17 protein-coding genes and 1 tRNA gene are annotated in these 17129 nt (G+C 71.3%); 5 read left to right on the plus strand and 13 right to left on the minus strand.

All coding sequences use genetic code 11. The features are described 5' to 3' along the window. Positions 1-27: 27 nt before the first annotated feature. Genes miv_RS02740 through miv_RS02750 form a run of 3 tightly spaced genes read right to left on the minus strand, consistent with a single transcriptional unit; the run spans position 28 to position 2239 of the window. Positions 28-441 (minus strand): GFA family protein, encoded by a 414-nt coding sequence (locus miv_RS02740; RefSeq protein ID WP_244748833.1) that lies wholly within the window; start codon positions 439-441, stop codon positions 28-30. Further along, complete coding sequence (locus tag miv_RS02745; protein WP_058617421.1) at positions 438-1808, minus strand: MATE family efflux transporter; 1371 nt, start codon at positions 1806-1808, stop codon at positions 438-440. Before miv_RS02745 ends, miv_RS02740 begins: the two co-directional genes overlap by 4 nt. A gap of 32 nt (positions 1809-1840) precedes the next feature. Continuing rightward, positions 1841-2239: a DUF6460 domain-containing protein gene (locus tag miv_RS02750; protein ID WP_207181328.1), complete on the minus strand. Its 399-nt coding sequence runs from the start codon at positions 2237-2239 to the stop codon at positions 1841-1843. A gap of 318 nt (positions 2240-2557) precedes the next feature. On the opposite strand from miv_RS02750, the gene miv_RS02755 reads away from it, so the two are divergent. Both miv_RS02755 and miv_RS02760 read left to right on the plus strand, forming a co-directional pair. After that, the gene (locus tag miv_RS02755) at positions 2558-3508 is read left to right on the plus strand and encodes an alpha/beta hydrolase (RefSeq protein ID WP_048430779.1); all 951 of its coding nucleotides are present in this window, start codon (positions 2558-2560) and stop codon (positions 3506-3508) included. Between the two features lie 30 nt (positions 3509-3538). Beyond that, complete coding sequence (locus tag miv_RS02760; protein WP_048430778.1) at positions 3539-4441, plus strand: DMT family transporter; 903 nt, start codon at positions 3539-3541, stop codon at positions 4439-4441. Positions 4442-4623: 182 nt separating this feature from the next. Here the strand turns inward: miv_RS02760 and miv_RS02765 are convergent, their stop codons facing one another. From miv_RS02765 to miv_RS02785, 5 genes are all read right to left on the minus strand, one after another. Continuing rightward, positions 4624-4836 carry a hypothetical protein gene (locus tag miv_RS02765; RefSeq protein ID WP_207181329.1) on the minus strand — a complete coding sequence of 71 codons (213 nt, stop codon included), beginning with the start codon at positions 4834-4836 and terminating at the stop codon, positions 4624-4626. Positions 4837-5129: 293 nt separating this feature from the next. Next, on the minus strand, positions 5130-5381 hold the full coding sequence (locus miv_RS02770) for a con-10 family general stress protein (RefSeq protein ID WP_082171510.1): 252 nt from the start codon (positions 5379-5381) through the stop codon (positions 5130-5132). Between the two features lie 1201 nt (positions 5382-6582). Beyond that, positions 6583-7620, minus strand: coding sequence for a CorA family divalent cation transporter (locus tag miv_RS02775; RefSeq protein WP_048430776.1), 1038 nt, complete (start codon positions 7618-7620; stop codon positions 6583-6585). 100 nt (positions 7621-7720) lie between these two features. Then, the gene (locus miv_RS02780) at positions 7721-8779 is read right to left on the minus strand and encodes a spore photoproduct lyase family protein (protein ID WP_207183366.1); all 1059 of its coding nucleotides are present in this window, start codon (positions 8777-8779) and stop codon (positions 7721-7723) included. Between the two features lie 27 nt (positions 8780-8806). Then, positions 8807-9973 (minus strand): MFS transporter, encoded by a 1167-nt coding sequence (locus miv_RS02785; RefSeq protein WP_207181330.1) that lies wholly within the window; start codon positions 9971-9973, stop codon positions 8807-8809. 395 nt (positions 9974-10368) lie between these two features. On the opposite strand from miv_RS02785, the gene miv_RS02790 reads away from it, so the two are divergent. From miv_RS02790 to argE, 3 genes are all read left to right on the plus strand, one after another. Continuing rightward, positions 10369-10572 carry a hypothetical protein gene (locus miv_RS02790; protein ID WP_048431558.1) on the plus strand — a complete coding sequence of 68 codons (204 nt, stop codon included), beginning with the start codon at positions 10369-10371 and terminating at the stop codon, positions 10570-10572. Positions 10573-10692: 120 nt separating this feature from the next. Then, the gene (locus miv_RS02795; RefSeq protein WP_048431557.1) at positions 10693-11034 is read left to right on the plus strand and encodes a DUF1491 family protein; all 342 of its coding nucleotides are present in this window, start codon (positions 10693-10695) and stop codon (positions 11032-11034) included. A gap of 274 nt (positions 11035-11308) precedes the next feature. Continuing rightward, the gene (gene argE / locus miv_RS02800; protein ID WP_207181332.1) at positions 11309-12499 is read left to right on the plus strand and encodes an acetylornithine deacetylase; all 1191 of its coding nucleotides are present in this window, start codon (positions 11309-11311) and stop codon (positions 12497-12499) included. A gap of 7 nt (positions 12500-12506) precedes the next feature. Here the strand turns inward: argE and miv_RS02805 are convergent, their stop codons facing one another. The 5 genes from miv_RS02805 to miv_RS02825 all read right to left on the minus strand — a co-directional run bounded on the left by miv_RS02805 (position 12507) and on the right by miv_RS02825 (position 17112). Beyond that, positions 12507-12764 carry a hypothetical protein gene (locus miv_RS02805; RefSeq protein ID WP_048431425.1) on the minus strand — a complete coding sequence of 86 codons (258 nt, stop codon included), beginning with the start codon at positions 12762-12764 and terminating at the stop codon, positions 12507-12509. 441 nt (positions 12765-13205) lie between these two features. Then, positions 13206-13281 (minus strand) — tRNA-Ile (locus tag miv_RS02810). Between the two features lie 248 nt (positions 13282-13529). After that, the gene (locus tag miv_RS02815; protein WP_207181334.1) at positions 13530-14297 is read right to left on the minus strand and encodes an ABC transporter ATP-binding protein; all 768 of its coding nucleotides are present in this window, start codon (positions 14295-14297) and stop codon (positions 13530-13532) included. After that, complete coding sequence (locus tag miv_RS02820) at positions 14294-16072, minus strand: branched-chain amino acid ABC transporter ATP-binding protein/permease (protein ID WP_207181336.1); 1779 nt, start codon at positions 16070-16072, stop codon at positions 14294-14296. Before miv_RS02820 ends, miv_RS02815 begins: the two co-directional genes overlap by 4 nt. Positions 16073-16074: 2 nt before the next feature. Continuing rightward, complete coding sequence (locus tag miv_RS02825; protein ID WP_207181338.1) at positions 16075-17112, minus strand: branched-chain amino acid ABC transporter permease; 1038 nt, start codon at positions 17110-17112, stop codon at positions 16075-16077. Positions 17113-17129 lie beyond the last annotated feature (17 nt).

Raw genomic sequence — 17129 nt, forward strand, 5'->3', positions numbered from 1 at the left:
GAAGCGGCGGGTCGGCGGAGGGCGGGATCAGGCGTCGTCCCGCGCCGTCGGGTAGGCCGGCAGCCCCTCGGGAAGCGCGACCCAGGACAGGCGCCGGGACACCCAGACGTGGTCGTGCGGGGGATACCGCTCCGGGTCGTCGAGGCTCGCCAGGGTGAGGTCGATCTCGTCCGGCAGCGCGTCGGCCCGGTAGGCCAGCGGCGTGCCGCAGGTCGGGCAGAAGGCCCGCTCCGCCCGCGGGCTCGAACGGTGCCAGACCGGGCTGCCGGCGGCGAAGCGGCAGGCGTCGCGCCGCACCGTGATCCAGCCGACCATCGGGGCACCGGTGGCCCCCCGGCAATCGGCGCAGTGGCAGACGGTCCGGTTCCACGGCTCCCCGCCCGCCGCGTAGCGGACCGCGCCGCAGCGGCATCCGCCGGTGATCGGGCCGCCGGCGCTCACCGGGCCGCCTCGGCCGCTCGCCCGGCCGCGGCCTGCGGGAAGGCGCCGTCGACGAGCCGCGGATAGAGCAGTGCCTGGCCGAGGCCGCGGGCGGCGAGGAAGGCCAGCATGGCGAGCCACAGCCCGGTATTGCCCGTCCCCCGCGTGAGCGCCAGCACCGCGACGTCGACGGCGAGGGCCGCCAGCATCAGGTTGCGCATCGGCCGGGTCCAGGTCGCCCCGACATAGACGCCGTCAAACGCGAAGGCCGCCGCGGCGGCGAGCGGCGTGAGCGCGGCATAGACGAGATAGTCTCGGGCGACCGCCCGTACCTCCGGCGCGGTGGTGACCGCGTCGATGAAGGCACCGCCCAGGCCGAGGAAGAGGCCCGAGACCGCGAGCGCGAAGCCGAGGCACCAGCCGAGGGACAGCCGCACCGCGGCCCGGAACCGGCCCTCGTCGCGGGCGCCGAGCGCCTGGCCGCACAGGACCTCGGCGGCGGTGGCGAAGCCGTCGAGGAAGAAGCTGCCGACGAGGAAGAGGTTCTGCAGGACGGCGTTGGCGGCGAGCGTCGCATCCCCGGCCCGCGCCCCGAGGGCGGAGAAGAGCGCGAGCGCCGTGATCAGCGCCAGGGTGCGCACCATCACGTCGCCGTTGACCGCCAGCATCCGGGTGAGGCCGGCCCGCTCGACGATCTCGGCGACAGGCACGCGCCAGGGCCGGGAGCCGAGCCGGTGCAGCACCCCGAGCCCGAGGACCGTGCCGGCGACCTCGGCCAGCACCGTGGCGAGCGCCGCCCCGGCGACGCCGTCATCCGCCCAGAGCACGAACAGCAGGGTCAGCGCCACGTTGACGGCGTTGATGGCGACCTGGAGCGCGAGGCCGAGATCGGTGCGGCCGCGCCCGAGGGTCGAGCCGAGGATCGCGTAGTTCGCCAGCGTGAACGGCGCGCACCAGATCCGCACCGAAAAATACGCCGCGAACGCCCCGGTCACCGCCGGGCTCGCCCCGAACAGCCGGAAGGCGGCCGCCGCGAGCGGGCCCTGCAGCGCCACCATGACGAGGCCGACCGCCAGCGCCGCGGCGAGCGCCCGGGCCAGCGTTCGGTCGATCTCGGCGGTGTTCCCGGCCCCGGTCGCCTGCGCGGTGAGGCCGGCGGTGGCCATGCGCAGGGCGCCGAAGGTCCAGAACAGGTAGTCGAACGCCACGGCGCCCAGCGCAAGCGCTCCGAGGAGCGCGGCGTCGCCGAGCCGCCCGATCGCCGCCGTCCCGACGAGGCCGAGGAGCGGCGTCGTGACGTTGGCGAGCGTGATCGGCACGGCGAGCGCCAGCATGCGGCGATGCGTGACCTCCGGGCCCGCTCCCGGGCCCGCGGCGGCAGGGTTCATCGATCTCGTTCCGATGCTCTCGTCGCGCGCGTTCAGCGCCCGCGGGCGAAGACGCGCGACAGGAGCCAGAGCGGCACCACCACCGCCGCGCCGGCGACGAACCAGCGGCCGGCATCGTGGAACGTGTCGAAGCTCAGCTCGAGCAGCGAGCGCACGGTGTCGTAGGCCTGGGCGAACAGGATCCCGGGCGTGACCCCGAGCATCGCCATGCCGGCGCCGACGAGGACCGACAGGAACACGAGCCGCAGCAGCACCGCCCCGGGCGAGCCACCGAGGAAACGGTGCAGGCCCGAGGAGCGGCCGTCGCGGCCCGGATCGTAGCCGCCCGGCCCCTGGCCGTAGGGATCCTGGCCGAAGGAATTCTGGCCGAAGGAATCCTGGCCCCGGGGACCCTGGCCGCCGAAGGGCCGTTGGAATCTCTGCTCGCTCATGTGTCCTCGCGACCCCTCGCCGTTGCCCGTCCCCGGCTTGCGGAGCGGCGATGCTCCCCGACCGTGGCGGGATTGTCACGGATCGGACGAAACCCGGCGCGGCCTGGCGCATTGCACCGTTTGGCAATCCGCACCTGAGATGGCAACCTTCGCGGATTATCCCAAGATGCCCGTTCCAAGGATGCCCATCCCAAGATGCCCGGTGTGACAGGACGAGCCTGAACGGGAGCATCCGACCACCCCGGGCCGGACGAGGGCCCACCCGCAACCCCGAGACGCTCCGCCCCGGCGCGGCGCCGCGAGATTGATACCCCGAGCATGATCGACCACGCGCTCTTCGACCCGGCGAAAACGGATCCCGACGCCGAGCGGCTGAACCGGGAGATCATCGCCGCGCAGGCCCAGGCGCCGGACCCCTGGTCGATGCCGGTGGCCGAGGTGCGCGAGCGCCGCCGCCGCGGCAGCACCGCCTACCCGGCGATGCCGCGCAGCGCCCGGGCCGAGACGATGACGATTCCCGGCCCCGGCGGCCCGCTGACGCTCCGGGTGATCCGGCCGCAGCGCAAGGCCCGGGGCGCCTACCTGCACATCCATTCCGGCGGCTGGGTCTGGGGCGGGGCCGACGAGCAGGATCCCTGGCTCGAGCGCATCGCCGAGCGCTGCGGCTTCGTCTGCGTCTCGGTCGAGTACCGCCTCGCCCCCGAGCACCCCTACCCGGCGCCGATCGACGATTGCGAGGCGGCGGCGCTCTGGCTCTACCACGAGGGCCGCAAGCTGTTCGGCGTCGAGGCCCTGACGATCGGCGGCGAATCGGTCGGCGCGCATCTGAGCGTGATGACGCTCCTGCGCCTGCGCGACCGCCACCGGCTGCCAAAGGCCTTCCGGGGCGCCAATCTCTTTTCCGGCCTCTACGACCTCGGCGTGACCGCGAGCGCCCGCAACTGGGGCGACGAGCGCCTCGTCCTCAACTCCACCGACATCCGCCGCTTCGCCGACGGCTTCGTGCCCGAGGGCGTCGCCCGGCGCTCGCCGGACGTCTCCCCGCTCTACGCCGACCTCGCCGGCCTGCCGCCGGCCCTGTTCTCGGTCGGCACCCGCGACCCGCTCCTCGACGACACGCTGTTCATGTCGATGCGCTGGGCCTCGGCCAATAACGGCGGCTACACGTCGGTCTATACCGGCGGCTGCCACGTGTTCATCCGCTACAACCTGGCGATGACCCAGCGGGCCCTGGAACTGATCGAGCGGTTCCTGATGGCGCTCGCGTGAGGGTGACGGCTCCGGCATAGGGAGCCCGGCGTGGCGCCGGGCCGCGCGGCGGCGCTCGCCTACGCGCTCCTGACCTTCGCGACGCTGCTCTGGGCCGGTAACGCGGTGGCGAGCAAGGTCGCGGTCGGCCTCGTCTCGCCCCAGGCGCTGGTGGCCCTGCGCTGGTCGATCGCGCTCACCGCGATCGCGGTCCTGGCCGGGCGCGAGACGGTCCGCCACCGCGCGACCCTGCGGGCGCACTGGCCGATGATCCTCCTGATGGGCGGGTTCGGCTATACCGGCTTCAACGCGCTCACCTACGAGGCGGGCGCCCTGACCAGCGCGGTCAACTTGGCGCTGATCGAGGGCACGATCCCGGTCTTGGTCCTCGTCCTCAACCTTCTCGTGCGCGGGGTGCCGGTGCGGGGCGGCCAGCTCCTGGGCGCCGCCATCACGCTCGGCGGGGTGGTGCTGGTGGTGAGCCGGGGCGATCCGGCCCGTCTCGCCGCCCTCGATCTCAACCGCGGCGACCTCCTGGCCGCACTCGCCTGCCTGTTCTACGCCGGCTACACCGTCGCCCTGCCGGCGCGCCCGGCGGTGCCGGCCCTCGCCTTCTTCGCCGCCATGGCGGTGGCGGCCTGGGCGACCTCGCTGCCGCTCCTCCTCGGCGAATGGGCGAGCGGCCGCACCCTGTGGCCCGGCGCCGCCGGCTGGGGGCTGATCGCCTTCACGGCGCTCGGGCCGTCGCTCGCGGCGCAGCTCGCCTACATGCGCGGGGTCGCGACGCTGGGCCCCAACCGCGCCGGCCTGTTCAACAACCTCGTCCCGGTCTTCGGGGCGCTCCTGGCGGTGGTTCTGGTGGGCGAATCCTTCGGGCTCGTCGAGGCGGCGGCGCTCGCCCTGGTGCTCGGTGGGATCGCGGTGGCAGAGGTCTTCGGGCGCAAGGCGGCTTGAGCCGCCGGTCGGACGCACGGTCGACATGACTGCACGAAGGACTGTTGGGGGTGGTTTCCTGTCCGTCGGCTTCCGGGCGTGGGATCCCGAGAACCGGACGTGGCTAAAGGAACCACCTTTGACCCGCTGCGGGATGCTGGAGATGTCCGCTTCCAGGCTCGTTCATGATGGTCGTGTTTTGGTCAGTTGCGCGAGAACGGACCATCCGCCGGTCCGACGGTGGACATGTCACCGAGGAGATGGCAGCCTGATGCGATGATCTGGAACGATTGCCGGCTATCACATTCGCGGCGTGCGATGCCCTCCAGATCACGCAGGTAGGTGATGATCGGTCCGCGTGCGCGCGGTCCCATTTTCTCAGCAGGCGTGACCCGTGCAGCGACGTGGTCAGCCACCGCATCTTAGAACGCTGGGGGCGTCTTTGAAATAGCTGTCGTCATGCTGGTTCCCATGAAGCAATAAACGCCCCGCCACCGCTAACGAGGGGCGAAGACAGCGAAGGAGGAGCCGACCGGAGGGCTTCCGATTTCGGGCCAGTCCTCTAGGTGCCGTGGTTGCTCGCTAGCCGCCTCGGACAAGTCCTTGAGGAACTGGCGGTATTGTCAATCGGACGGATCGAGCAAATGCAACATTTTGGCCGATGAAGACGCCGGGTCTGGCGTGCCAAACCCGGTGCTGGTTCGATTGATTAAGACTTGCCGCCGTGACTGTGCTCACCGCCTTTACGGCCAGCTTCAGCGGCCCTTTCTGGGTCGTTGGCGAAGTTGCCGCCGCTCTGCTGACCGCCTTTGTGACCTGCTTCGGCAGCTCGTTGAGGATCGTTGGCGAAATTGCCGCCACTCTGCTGACCGCCCTTATGGCCCGCCTCAGAAGCCCGCTCACGATCCTCGGCAAAGTTGCCGGAGCCGCCGCGGTGCTCGGTTTTTCCACCTGAAGTCATGTCAATTCTCCAAATCTAAGTGGTACATCCTAGGAATCCCTGAGATTTTAGATGGTTCCCTGAATAATATCGGGATTTTTTAATCTGTGTTATGATAGCACTCTAAGTATCAAGGCGATATCGAGAATTTTTTTGGGCCAAGCACGTTATCATAGATTAAATTTGTGCTCTCATGGTCAAGTTCACTGGTGCAAAACTTCTAACGTGATGTCTGTTTCTGGGTAAAATGACCGCGTCGGAGTGAGATGTGCCACAAAGCAGACGCTGTTGGACAATGCTTGTCCGCGCCAATCCAACCTGCGTGCCCGACAGGCTTGCCACGTGGGTTATGAACGCTCGGTCCCGATGGCCTGACCCGACTGCCATCACGACCATCTCTGGCACCGTTCCGTCCCCACCACCCCGTGGAACGTCCCTTGAGATGACTTCGCCTCGCCACCGGTTCGGTATGCGAGGCATTTTCTTGAGATGAATTAGTTTTTTGCGGCCAAGTGCTCTTTCAGGGCGAACGATTATAACTTGTAGCTGTTAGCCCGGAGGCGGACCGGAGATGCCTTCATGCAACACGTTATATCTGCTCCGCGCGGTGATGAAACGCTATTAGACACGCGAGCAAGCCCTGCCAGCGCTGTGGTCCTGGCGATGAAGTGGCTCTTTAACGGGTACAAGGACGTTCAAATCGTCGGATCGAACGGCCGCGTGCATGACGTAAACTTGGCTCAACAGCGGCTCAGACGCAGCCTACGCCTCTGATTGCAGAGCTTGCGAGCTAAGTCGCGGTTGTCCGACAGTCGCGAATGGCCCTCGGGAGACATGCCGAGGAGTGCGCAGCGGAAGTGGGTGGCGGACGGAACGTCCGCGCGATGCCAAATGCCTCAGTGGCCGTGTTCGCGCCGGCTTCGGTCGATGCGCAACATGACGCAATGTTGGCCTGACGCTGATGTGCTCTGAAGAGATGGGCCGGATCGAGGAAGCCATACATGTTTGGGTCGATCCACGAGAGCTACTGCCTCGACCGCGAACACCCGGCAGTGAGCCCCTAGGATCCCAAAAGAAGCGACCTTGTGGAGAAGGCTTGCTTCCCCGCCGAGCTGAGGTTGCGCGACTGCCGCGAACGTCCGCTTCCGGGAGGCGTCTACGGCCTTCGGGAAGACCGGGTTGGGTCGCCAGCGGATTCTCGATCACCAAGAGTCTCGGAGTTTCAACCCTGGCCCCTCTGCCCGCCGAGCCCGAGCCGGCGGATCAGCAGGAAGGCGGCCGCCGCCGACATCACGGCGATCAGGATCGCCACCGTGGAGCCCTCGTCCCACTCGGCGAGCGGCAGGCCCTTGGTGTTCATGCCGAACAGGCCGGTGACGAGGGTGGGCGGCAGGAACAGGGCGGTCAGGATCGACAGGGTGTGGAGCTGGCGGTTCGACTGCCGGGCGAGCAGCCCCGAGAGCTCCTCCTGCAGGAGCCGGCTGCGCTCGGCCAGCACCACCATGTCGCGGTCGAGGGCGTCGAGCCGCTGGGCGATGCGGGCGGCGGCCTCCCGGGTGTCTTCCGGCAGGTCGTCGCTCTCCTCCTCCAGGCGGTGGAACACCGCCCGCAACCCGTTGAGCTGGCGATGCAGCCGCACCGCGTCGCGGCGGATCGGTCCGAGCTGGCGGGTCTCCGCCCGGATGCGCTCGTCGAGGATGTGGTCCTCGATCCCGTCGAGCCGGTCCGACAGGGCCGCACCCCGCGCCCCGATCGCCGCCGCGACCCGGCCGATCAAGGTTTCGAGGAGGGCGACGGGCCCGGCAAGCGGCCGGCCCCCGGCGACGACCTCCCGCACCGCGTCGGGCCCGACGATCGGGTGTCGGCGCCCGCTGACGAGGAAGTTCGCGCCCAGCACGAAATGCAGCCGCCCGGCGGCGTCGGGCAGCCGCTCGGGTGCGGTGTCCGGCCCCTCGGCCTCCCGGGCGAGGTCGGCGATGACGCCGCCGACCTGCCCGTCCTCGACGGTCACCCGCTGGTGCGGGTCGCTGGCGAAGGCTGCCGCCGCGAGGTCGGGCGGGCCGAGCCGCCCCTCGGCGATCAGGCCCGGCACCCGGGCGTCGTTGAGGTTGACGTGGAACCAGACGAAGCCGTCGCCGAAGCGGCCGAGCGCCGGCACCTCCTCGCCGGGCCCGACCAGGCGCCCGCGCCCGCCCGCGTCGAACCGCATCGCCCAGATCAGGCCCGGCAGGGCCGGCTCGTCGCTGAGGAGATGGGCCATCGCAGCGTCCTTCGCGCCTCTCGCCGGAGAGAGTGTGGCCCGCGGGCTAGGGACGGAGCGCGACGGTTCGATGACGGCGCCCGCTGCCGGGGCGCGTCCCTCAGAACGCGTAGCGCACCCCGCAATAGGGCAGCTCCTCGGCCAGCAGCGCCTTGAACCGGGTGAGCCAGCGGCCCTTCCAGCCGGTGCGGTAGCGCAGGTTCTCCATCCCGCCCTCGGAGCGCTTGGTCTCCTGGATGTCGGGGCGCCAGAGCAGCGCCTCGGCCTTGGGGTGCCAGCGCAGGTTCACCTCGTGCAGGGCGGCGTTGTGGGTGAGGAAGATGATCTCGGCCTTCAGCTGCGCCTTGGCGGCCGGCTTGAGGCCGGCCTCGAGCGCGCGGAACAGCGCCCGCCAATCCTCCTCCCAGCCCTCGTAGAGGATCACCGGCGAGAAATTGACGTGGACCTCGTAGCCGGCCTCCACGAAGGCGTCGATCGCGGCGATCCGCTCCGGCATCGGCGAGGTCCGCACGTCGACCACCCGGGCGATGCGCTCGGGCATCAGCGAGAAGCGGATGCGGGTCTTGCCCTCCGGTCGGTAGGCGAGGAGGTCCGGGTTGACGAACTTGGTGGCGAAGGACGCCTTGGCGTTCGGGAGGCCGCGAAACAGCCCGACGAGGTCGCGCACGCCCCCGCTCGCCAGCGCGTCGACCGAGAGGTCGCCGTTCTCGCCGAGATCGTAGACCCAGAACCGGTCGTCGATCTGGTCGGGGGCGGGGAGGGGGCCCTGGCCGGCGGCGTGACGGGCGATCGCCCGGCCGATGGCCTCGGTGTTGACGAACAGGGTGATCGGGTTGGCGTAGCCCTTGCGGCGCGGCACGTAGCAATAGGCGCAGGCCATGGCGCAGCCGTTGGAGCTCGACGGCGCGATGAAGTGGGCGCTGCGGCCGTTCGGCCGCGAGGCGAGGCCCTTCTTGACCCCGAGCACCAGGGTCGAGCGCTTGATCCGCACCCAGTCCTCGGCCGAGCCGGCATTGCCGTGCAGCTCCGGGATGTTCCAGTGCGAGGCGACCTCGATCCGCCGCGCCTGCCCGAACCGCTCCAGGATCTCCCGGCCGAGGGGATAGGCCGCGACGGCGGGCTCGAGGTAGATCGTGTCGATGGCGAGGAGGCGGGACAGGGGCGGGCTCGGACGCGGTGGCTCGCGTCAGGATCTAGGGCGGTCGCGGGGCTCCAGCAGGGGCGCAAGCAGGCCCGCCGCCGCGAAGGCGCCGCCGACCGCGCAGAGTGCCGGCCAGCCGCCGGCCGCGAAGGCCCGGGTGCCCGCCGAGGCGCCGAGCGCACCGCCGACGAAGATCGCGGTGAAGAACACGGTGTTGATCCGCCCCCGCGCCCCGGGAACGAGCGCGTAGACCCGGGTCTGGTTGGCGATGAGCGCGGTGTTGATGCCGATGTCGATCAGCAGCACCCCCACTGCGAGCGCCACCAGCGAATGGCCGCCGAGGAGCCCGAACACCGCGAAGGCGGCGAGCGTCAGGGCACCGCCGCCGACGAGCACCGGGCGCGGGCTCCTCGTGTCGGCGAAGCGCCCGGCGACCGGTGCGCACAGCGCGCCCGCCGCCCCGATCAACCCGAACAGCCCCGCTCCGGCGGGGTCGAGCCCGAAGGGCGGCGCCTCGACGAGGAGCGCCAGCGTGGTCCAGAACGCGTTGAAGGCGGCAAACAGCAGCGCCTGGGCGAGCGCCGCCCGGCGCAGCACCGGCTGCTCGCGCACGAGATCGAGGAGCGAGCGGAGGAGGGCGCCGTAACGGATTTTGGCGGTGGGGGCCGTCCCCGGCAGGCCGAGCCGGGCGAGGCCGGCCAGCGCCACCGCGAGCCCGGCCGCGCCGTAGAAGACCGCCCGCCAGCCGGCCCAGGCGCCGAGAAAGCCGCTCAGGGTGCGGGCGAGCAGGATGCCCAGCAGCAGCCCCGTCATCACCTGGCCGACCATCCGGCCCCGCGTCGCGTCCGGTGCCAGCTCGGCGGCGAAGGGCACCGCCTGCTGCGCGGCGGTCGAGAGCACGCCGATCAGGAAGCTCGCCAGGACCAGGACCCACAGGCTCGTGCTCGCCCCCGCCAGGACCAGCACGACGGCGAGCAGCAGGAGCTGCCCGACGATCAGGCTGCGCCGCGGCAGCGAATCGCCGAGCGGTACGAGGCCGAGAATGCCGAGGCCGTAGCCGGCGAGCGTCGCGGTCGGAACCAGCACCGAGGCGTCGTGGCCGAAGACCTGGGCGAGCAGCCCGAGCAGCGGCTGGTTGTAGTAGATGTTGGCGACCGCCCCGCCGGCGATCAGGCTGAGGCTCAGGCGGGTCGCGGCGGTGAGCGGGGTCATGAACGGGTTCCGGGGACGGGCTTTTCGAGGGGACCGCGCCGAGGGAGCGTGCCCGGGGGTCGGCGCTCCGACATAGCGGCTTTTGGCGTCGCGGCACGGGCCCGGTCCGCACACCGGCCCCGCCCTGCGGACATGCGGCAATCGCACGCCCCCGGGGCACCTTCCGTCGGGGGAGATGCATCCCCATCTCCCTGATCGGGCAGCCGGAAGACCGGTTCGCCCCCATGCCGATCCATCGATCGTGGTCGATCGGTTCCCTCGCGGGCCGGGTGCGACATGCACCCCGTCTCGCGGCCCCGGCCCCCTTTCAGGCCGCGGCGAGGCTGCCTCGGGAGCCTTCGAGCGGTGAACCCGCACCCTCGTCGACGCGATCCACAGATGTAGGGAGACGAACGATGTCGCAGTACCGCGTGCTGTTCGCCAAGCAGATCCTCGGGGTCCCGTTCACCGTCGGGGCCGTCGAGATCGGCCGCGCCCGCGATCCCGACCGGGCGGTGCGCGCCGCCGCCCTGCGCTTCGCCCGCCAGCACGGTGTCGAGGATTGGCGCGAGCGGGCCGACGTGGCCGAGCTCGATGCCGGGGCGACCCGCGCCGCCTGATCCCGACGGCCGACACGGTGAACGAACGGCGCCCGATTGCCCCGCGATCGGGCGCCGTCCTATGAGGAGGCATCCCGCCAGCATCCCCATCCTGCCAGCATCCCGAGGACGCCCCGCCCGATGGCCCGCCTGCGCTCCGATTTCTGGGTCGCCGCCCACCTGCGCCGCTGCGCCGTCGAGGGGGTGAGCGCGGTGCAGCGCCGGCGCGGCGCGCCCGAGGCCGGCGCGGTCTTCGTCAAGGTCGACCGCCTCGACGGCCGTGCCGATCTCTACGGTCCGGCCCCCCAGGCCCTGTTCGAGGACGACGAGACCGGCGGGCGCCGCTTCGAGCCCCTGATGCGGGAGGCCTTCCCGCCCGACGTCGAGGCCCGGCTCGCCAAGGAGATCCGGTTCGATTCCGACCTCTGGATCGTCGAGATCGACGACCGCGAGGGCCGGCACTTCCTCGACCTTGCGGGTTAGAGCATTGCCCGACGAAGGGGGGACCGGTTCGTCGCGGAAAAATGCGGCAAATTCGATAAGAGAGAGTCGTGCCCGGTCGCGGCGCGATCGGGCACGACTCTGGGCCCTGCGCCGGGCCGGCTGTCCGTCCCGGCCCGAACACGGCATAAGGGGGCTCCGGCCGTCCCCGCGGTGGCATCGACCCTGCAGGGCCGCCCCGCCGGTGCGGCACGCCGGCGACCGTGTCGCACCGGCGCGCGATCCCGTCCCTTCCCGTCAGGCCCCCACCGTATCCATGTCCCCCTCCGCTTCGTCCCCCACCGACTCGACCCTTCCCGCCATCACCGACCTCCTCGCCACTCTGGTGGCCTTCGAGACGGTCAGCGCGCGGACCAACCTGCCCCTCGTCGACCACGTCGAGGCCTATTGCCGGCGCCACGGCGCCGCGGTCGAGCGGGTGACGGACGAGGCGGGGGAGAAGGCGGCCCTGTGGGTCACGGTCGGGCCGGCCGACCGGCCGGGCTACGTGCTGTCCGGCCACAGCGACGTGGTGCCGGTGGAGGGCCAGGACTGGACCCACGATCCCTTCCGGCTGACCGTGATCGACGGGCGCCTCTACGGCCGCGGCACCTCGGACATGAAGGGGTTTCTGGCCGTCTGCCTGGCGCTCCTGCCCGAGATGGCGGCCGCGCCGCTCACCCGCCCGCTGCACCTCGCGATCTCGTATGACGAGGAGGTCGGCTGCCTCGGCGTGCGCCCGCTCATCGCCCAGATGCGGGAGCGGGGCGTGAAGCCCCTCGGCTGCTTCGTCGGCGAGCCGACCGGGATGGCGGTGGTGATCGGCCACAAGGGCAAGTACGGCGCCAAGATCACCTTCCGGGGCCGGGCCTGCCACTCGGCGCTGGCGCCCACCGGCGTCAACGCGATCGAGTACGCCGCCCGCTTCATCGAGCGGGTGCGGCTGACCGCCGAGGGTCTCTCCCGCGACGGCGCCCGCGACGACCTCTACGACGTGCCCCACACGACCGGGCTCACCGCCCTCGTCCAGGGCGGCACGGCGCTCAACATCGTGCCCGACCGCTGCACCGTCGGGTTCGAGTTCCGGGCCATCGCGGCCGACGACCCGCGCGGCCTCGCCGAGACCGTGCTGGCCTATGCCCGCGACGTGCTGGTGCCCGAGATGCAGGCGCGCGATCCGGCCTGCGGCCTCACGGTCGAGCCGGTGATCGACTATCCGGGTCTCGACATCGCTCCCGATGCGCCCCTCGTCACGGTCGCCAAGCGGCTTGCCGGCCGCAACGGCCACGCCAAGGTCTCGTACGGCACCGAGGCCGGCCTCTTCCAGAGCCTCGGCGACGTGCCCTCGGTGGTGATCGGCCCCGGCGACATCGCCCGCGCCCACAAGGCGGACGAGTACGTCGAGACCGCGGAACTCGCCGAGTGCGCCGCCTTCCTGCGCCGGCTGATCGCCGAGAGCTGCGCGTAAGCAGTCTTCAGCGCCGCGCGGCCAGGTCCCCCATCCGGGCGGCCCGGCCCTGCTCGACGTGCCAGCGCGCATCGGCCACCTGCCGGCGCAGGCTGTCGCGGCGCCAGCGGTGATAGAGGCGCCAGGGCAGCGCGGCGGTGCCGGCGCGGGTCTCGTGATGCGTCAGGCGGCGCAGCAGGCCCGGCAGGCAAGCGCCCGCCGCCTCGCCGGTGGCGATGTCGCCGAGGCGGACCTGGCGCAGCAACTCGGCTCGGTAATCCTCCATGCCGCTCCTCCCGCGCGCGTCCGACCAAGGGGATGCCGGCGATCCGCCGGTGGGGCCAGGATGAGAAGATCGCGGCACGCTGACAACGCGGCATCGTCGCCCGTGAGGCGGCGCAAAAAGAGGCCCTGCCGGCGGGAGCGAGCAGGGCGTCCAAGTCGAGTTGGGGGCCTCGGCAGCATCCCCGATGGTCGTCCACCCGGTCGAGGACCGGGCCAGCAGGGACGGTCGGGCACGCAATGCCGCGACCGTTGAGAGGCTAACGGCTGCTTCCGGCCCGTTCCATCACGTATGTGAAGATCCGCCGCGCCGGATGCGCGCTGCCCGGGTCCCGGATGTTTGGTCCGACTTCCAATCGTTGATGAAGCAGATCATCCACGTCGTAGCGGATGTTTCGACGCCGCGGTCGAAGCTGCACAAGATTGTCAGGGATTCCGGAAATGGTGGTGGGCCCGGCAGGACTCGAACCTGCAACCAGACCGTTATGAGCGGTCGGCTCTAACCATTGAGCTACAGGCCCTCAGGCTTCGTCTTCGGCGTCCTGGCGCTTGGCCCGCTAGCGGGCCGAAGGACCCAGCCGCAAGAACGATGACGCGAAACCTGTCCGTAGGTACCCGGGGAGCGCGGTGGCGGCAAGCCCTTGATGGCGGATCCGCGCGGGGAGGGCGCGGTTGCATCCCGCGCGCCCGCGACACGCGGATGCGGCCCTGGTGGGTGGAGCCGCTCCCGGCCCGCGGAGCCGCCGGCCTTCCGGGGCGGACCCTCGGGTCAGCCCGCCGCGACGATCCGGTCGGGCGGTCCCGCCTCGTCCCCGAGGCTGCCGAGATAGGTCTCGGCGACCCGGGTATCGGCCTGCAGGGTGCGGCTGTCGCCCTCCAGCACCACGCGGCCGCCGTCGAGGACGTAGCCGTGATCGGCGATCCGGAGCGCGGCGCGGGCGTTCTGCTCGACGAGCAGGATCGCCACCCCCTCGTCGCGCAGGCGCGCGACCGTGCGCATCACCTCGGCGACGATGAGGGGGGCGAGGCCGAGGCTCGGCTCGTCGAGCATCAGGAGCCGCGGACGGCCCATCAGCGCGCGGGCCATGGCGAGCATCTGGCGCTCGCCGCCCGAGAGGGTGCCGGCCTGCTGGCGCCGGCGCTCGGCCAGGCGGGGGAAGAGCCGGTACATCTCGCCGAGGTCGCCGCCGCCTCCCCGGCCCTTTGCCGTGTTGCGGAACCGGAAGGCGCCGAGCGTCAGGTTGTCCTCGACGCTCATGGTCGAGAACAGCTCGCGGCGCTCGGGGATCAGGCTCAGGCCCAGCGCCACCCGGGCCTCGACCGGGAGCCGCGTCAGGTCGCGCCCCTCGAACAGGATGCGGCCGCGGGCCGGCAGGACCCCCATCAGGGCGTTGAGCAGCGTGGTCTTGCCGGCGCCGTTGGCGCCCAGCACCGTGACGAGCCGGCCGGGCGCAACGGCGAGCGAGATGCCCCGCACCGCCTCGACCTTGCCGTAGGCGACGGAGAGACTGTCCGCTTCGAGCATGGCCTGCGTCATGCGGCGCTCCCCAGATAGGCCTCGACCACCGCGGGGTCGCGGCGGACCGTGGCGGGCGCGCCCTCGCACAGCTTGGCGCCGAAATTCATCACCACCAGCCGGTCGGCGAGCCCCATCACGAAATCCATGTCGTGCTCAACGAGCAGGATGCCGAGGCCCTCCTGGCGCAGGCGGCGCAGGAGATCGCTCAAGCTCTGCTTCTCCTGGTGGCGCAGGCCGGCGGCCGGCTCGTCGAGGAGGAGGAGCTGGGGGCCGAGGCAGAGCGCCCGGGCGATCTCGACGATGCGCTGCTGGCCGAGCGCCAGGCTGCCCGCCGGCAGGTCGCGGCAGGCGGTCAATCCCACCCGGGCGAGCTGGCTCTCGGCCTCGGCGAAGAGCGCCGCCTCCTCCGCCGCATCGAGCCCGAGCGCGCCGCGGAATGGGCCGGCCGAGCCGCGCAGATGGGCGCCGAGCGCCACGTTCTCGATCACCGACATGCCGGCGACGAGCTTGACGTGCTGGAAGGTGCGGGCGCAGCCGAGCCGGGCGATGCGGCGGGCCGGCAGGCCGGTCACCTCGCGGCCCCCGAGCCGGACCGCCCCGGAGGTCAGCCGCGCCACGCCGGTGACGAGGTTGAAGGTGGTGCTCTTGCCCGCACCGTTCGGCCCGATCAGCGCCACTACTTCGCCGGCCCTCACGGCGAATCCGATGTCGTTGACCGCGACGAGCCCGCCGAAGGTTTTTTTGAGGTTGGCAGCCTCCAGCAGGACCGTGCCGGCGGCGGCGGCCGGGCGCGGCGCCAGGGGCTCGCGCGCCGGCCCGCGCTCGGGCGGCGCGGCGACCGAGCGGCGCACGATCAGCGGCCACAGGCCATCAGGCGCGCGCTGGAGCATCAGCACCAGCAGGACCCCGAACACGATCGCCTCGAAATTGCCCTGTGCGCCGAAGACCAGGGGCAGCACGTTCTGGAGCTGGTCCTTCAGCACCGTCACCAGCACCGCGCCGAAGACACCGCCGCCGATCGAGCCGGCCCCGCCGATCACCGCCATCAGCAGGTACTCGATGCCCGCATTGATGCCGAACGGCGTCGGGTTGATGGCGCGCTGGATATGGGCGTAGAGCCAGCCCGACAAAGCCGCCAGCATCGCCGCGTAGACGAAGGCGACGATCTTCACCCGCGCCGTGTCGACCCCGAACGACTCCGCCGCCACGGCCCCGCCCTTCAGCGCCCGGATCGCCCGGCCGGTGCGCGAGCGCAGCAGACGGTGGGTGAGCCACAGGCTCAGGGCGAGGAAGCCCCAGGTCAGCAGCATCGCCTCGCCGCCGCCCAGCACCGGGTGGCCGAACAGCGAGATCGGCGGCAGGCCGGTGAGCCCGTCGTAGCGGCCGAGCGCGTCGGTGTTGCCCAGCACGTAGAAGAACGAGATGTTCCAGGCGATCGTGCCGAGTGGCAGGTAATGGCCCGAGAGGCGCAGGGTGATCGCGCCGATCACCCAGGCGGCGGCGGCCGACAGCACTAGCGCCACCGGCAGCGAGAGCCAGGGCGAGAGCCCGCCCTGCGTGGTCAGCAGCGCCGTGGCGTAGGCGGAGATGCCGACGAACATCGCCTGCCCGAAGGAGGTGATGCCGGCCACGCCCGTGAGCACCACGAGGCCGGTGACCACGATGGCCGAGAGGCCGGCATAGGTCATCAGCGTGAGCCAGAACGGCGGCACGCCGGGCAGGACCGGCAGGGCGACGACCAGGAGGGCGAAGAGGCCGGTCAGGAGCGGGGTGGGGGCGAGACGGGCGGGCATGGTCACTCCTCGTCCTCCACCGGGGCCGAGCGCAGGGAGCGCCAGAGCAGGACCGGGATGATCGCCATGAACACGATCACTTCCTTGAAGGCGCTGGCCTCGAACGAGGCGACGGATTCGATGATGCCGACGAGGATCGCCGCGGCGGCGGCCGCCGGATAGCTCGCGAGCCCGCCGATGATCGCCGCGACGAAGCCCTTGAGGCCGATGAGGAAGCCGGTGTCGTAATAGACGGTGGTGAGCGGCGCGATCAGTACGCCCGACAGTGCCCCGATGAAGGCCGCGACCGAGAAGCTGAGCCGGCCGGCGAGCGCGGGCGCGATGCCCATCAGCCGGGCGCCGAGCCGGTTGACGGCCGTCGCGATCAGCGCCTTGCCGAGCAGGGTGCGCGAGAAGAACAGCCACAGGCCGACGATGATCGCCAGCGTCAGCCCGATCATCCACAGCGACTGCCCGCTGATGAGCAGGGGCCCGGCCGGGAACGAGGCGTCCGACAGCGGCGGAGTGCGCGACCCTTCCGCACCGAAGAAGGCGAGGCCGAGGCCCGTCAGCGCCAGATGCACGCCGACCGAGGCGATCAGCAGCACCAGCACCGAGGCATGCGCCAGCGGCCGGAACGCCACCGCGTGCAGGAAGCCGCCCATCGGGGTCACGATGGCGAGCGTCACCAGGATCTCGATCAAGAGCCCGGGCTTCATCGGCGCCAGGATCCAGGCAGAAGCGGCAACGATCCCCGGGAGGGCGAGGTCCCGGAGCGCGAGGCGCAGGAGCTCGCGCCCGTCGAGGCTGTGCCGTCCCTCGGCACAATCGGCCAGGAAGGCGAGGCCGCCGAGGCCGAGGAGCAGCGGCACGGTGCCCGGCAGGGTGCCGGCCTCCAGGCTCGCCAGGGTCAGCGCGCCGTAGGCGACGAACTCGCCCTGCGGGATCAGGATGACCCGCGTGACGGTGAAGACCAGGACCAGCGACAGGGCGATCAGCGCGTAGATCGCGCCGTTCACGACGCCGTCCTGGAGGAGGAGAAGGAGGATCGTGGCGTCCACGGAAGGGTATCCTGGGC

This window comes from Methylobacterium indicum (genome assembly GCF_017347565.1).
GTDB classification, from domain to species: domain Bacteria; phylum Pseudomonadota; class Alphaproteobacteria; order Rhizobiales; family Beijerinckiaceae; genus Methylobacterium; species Methylobacterium indicum.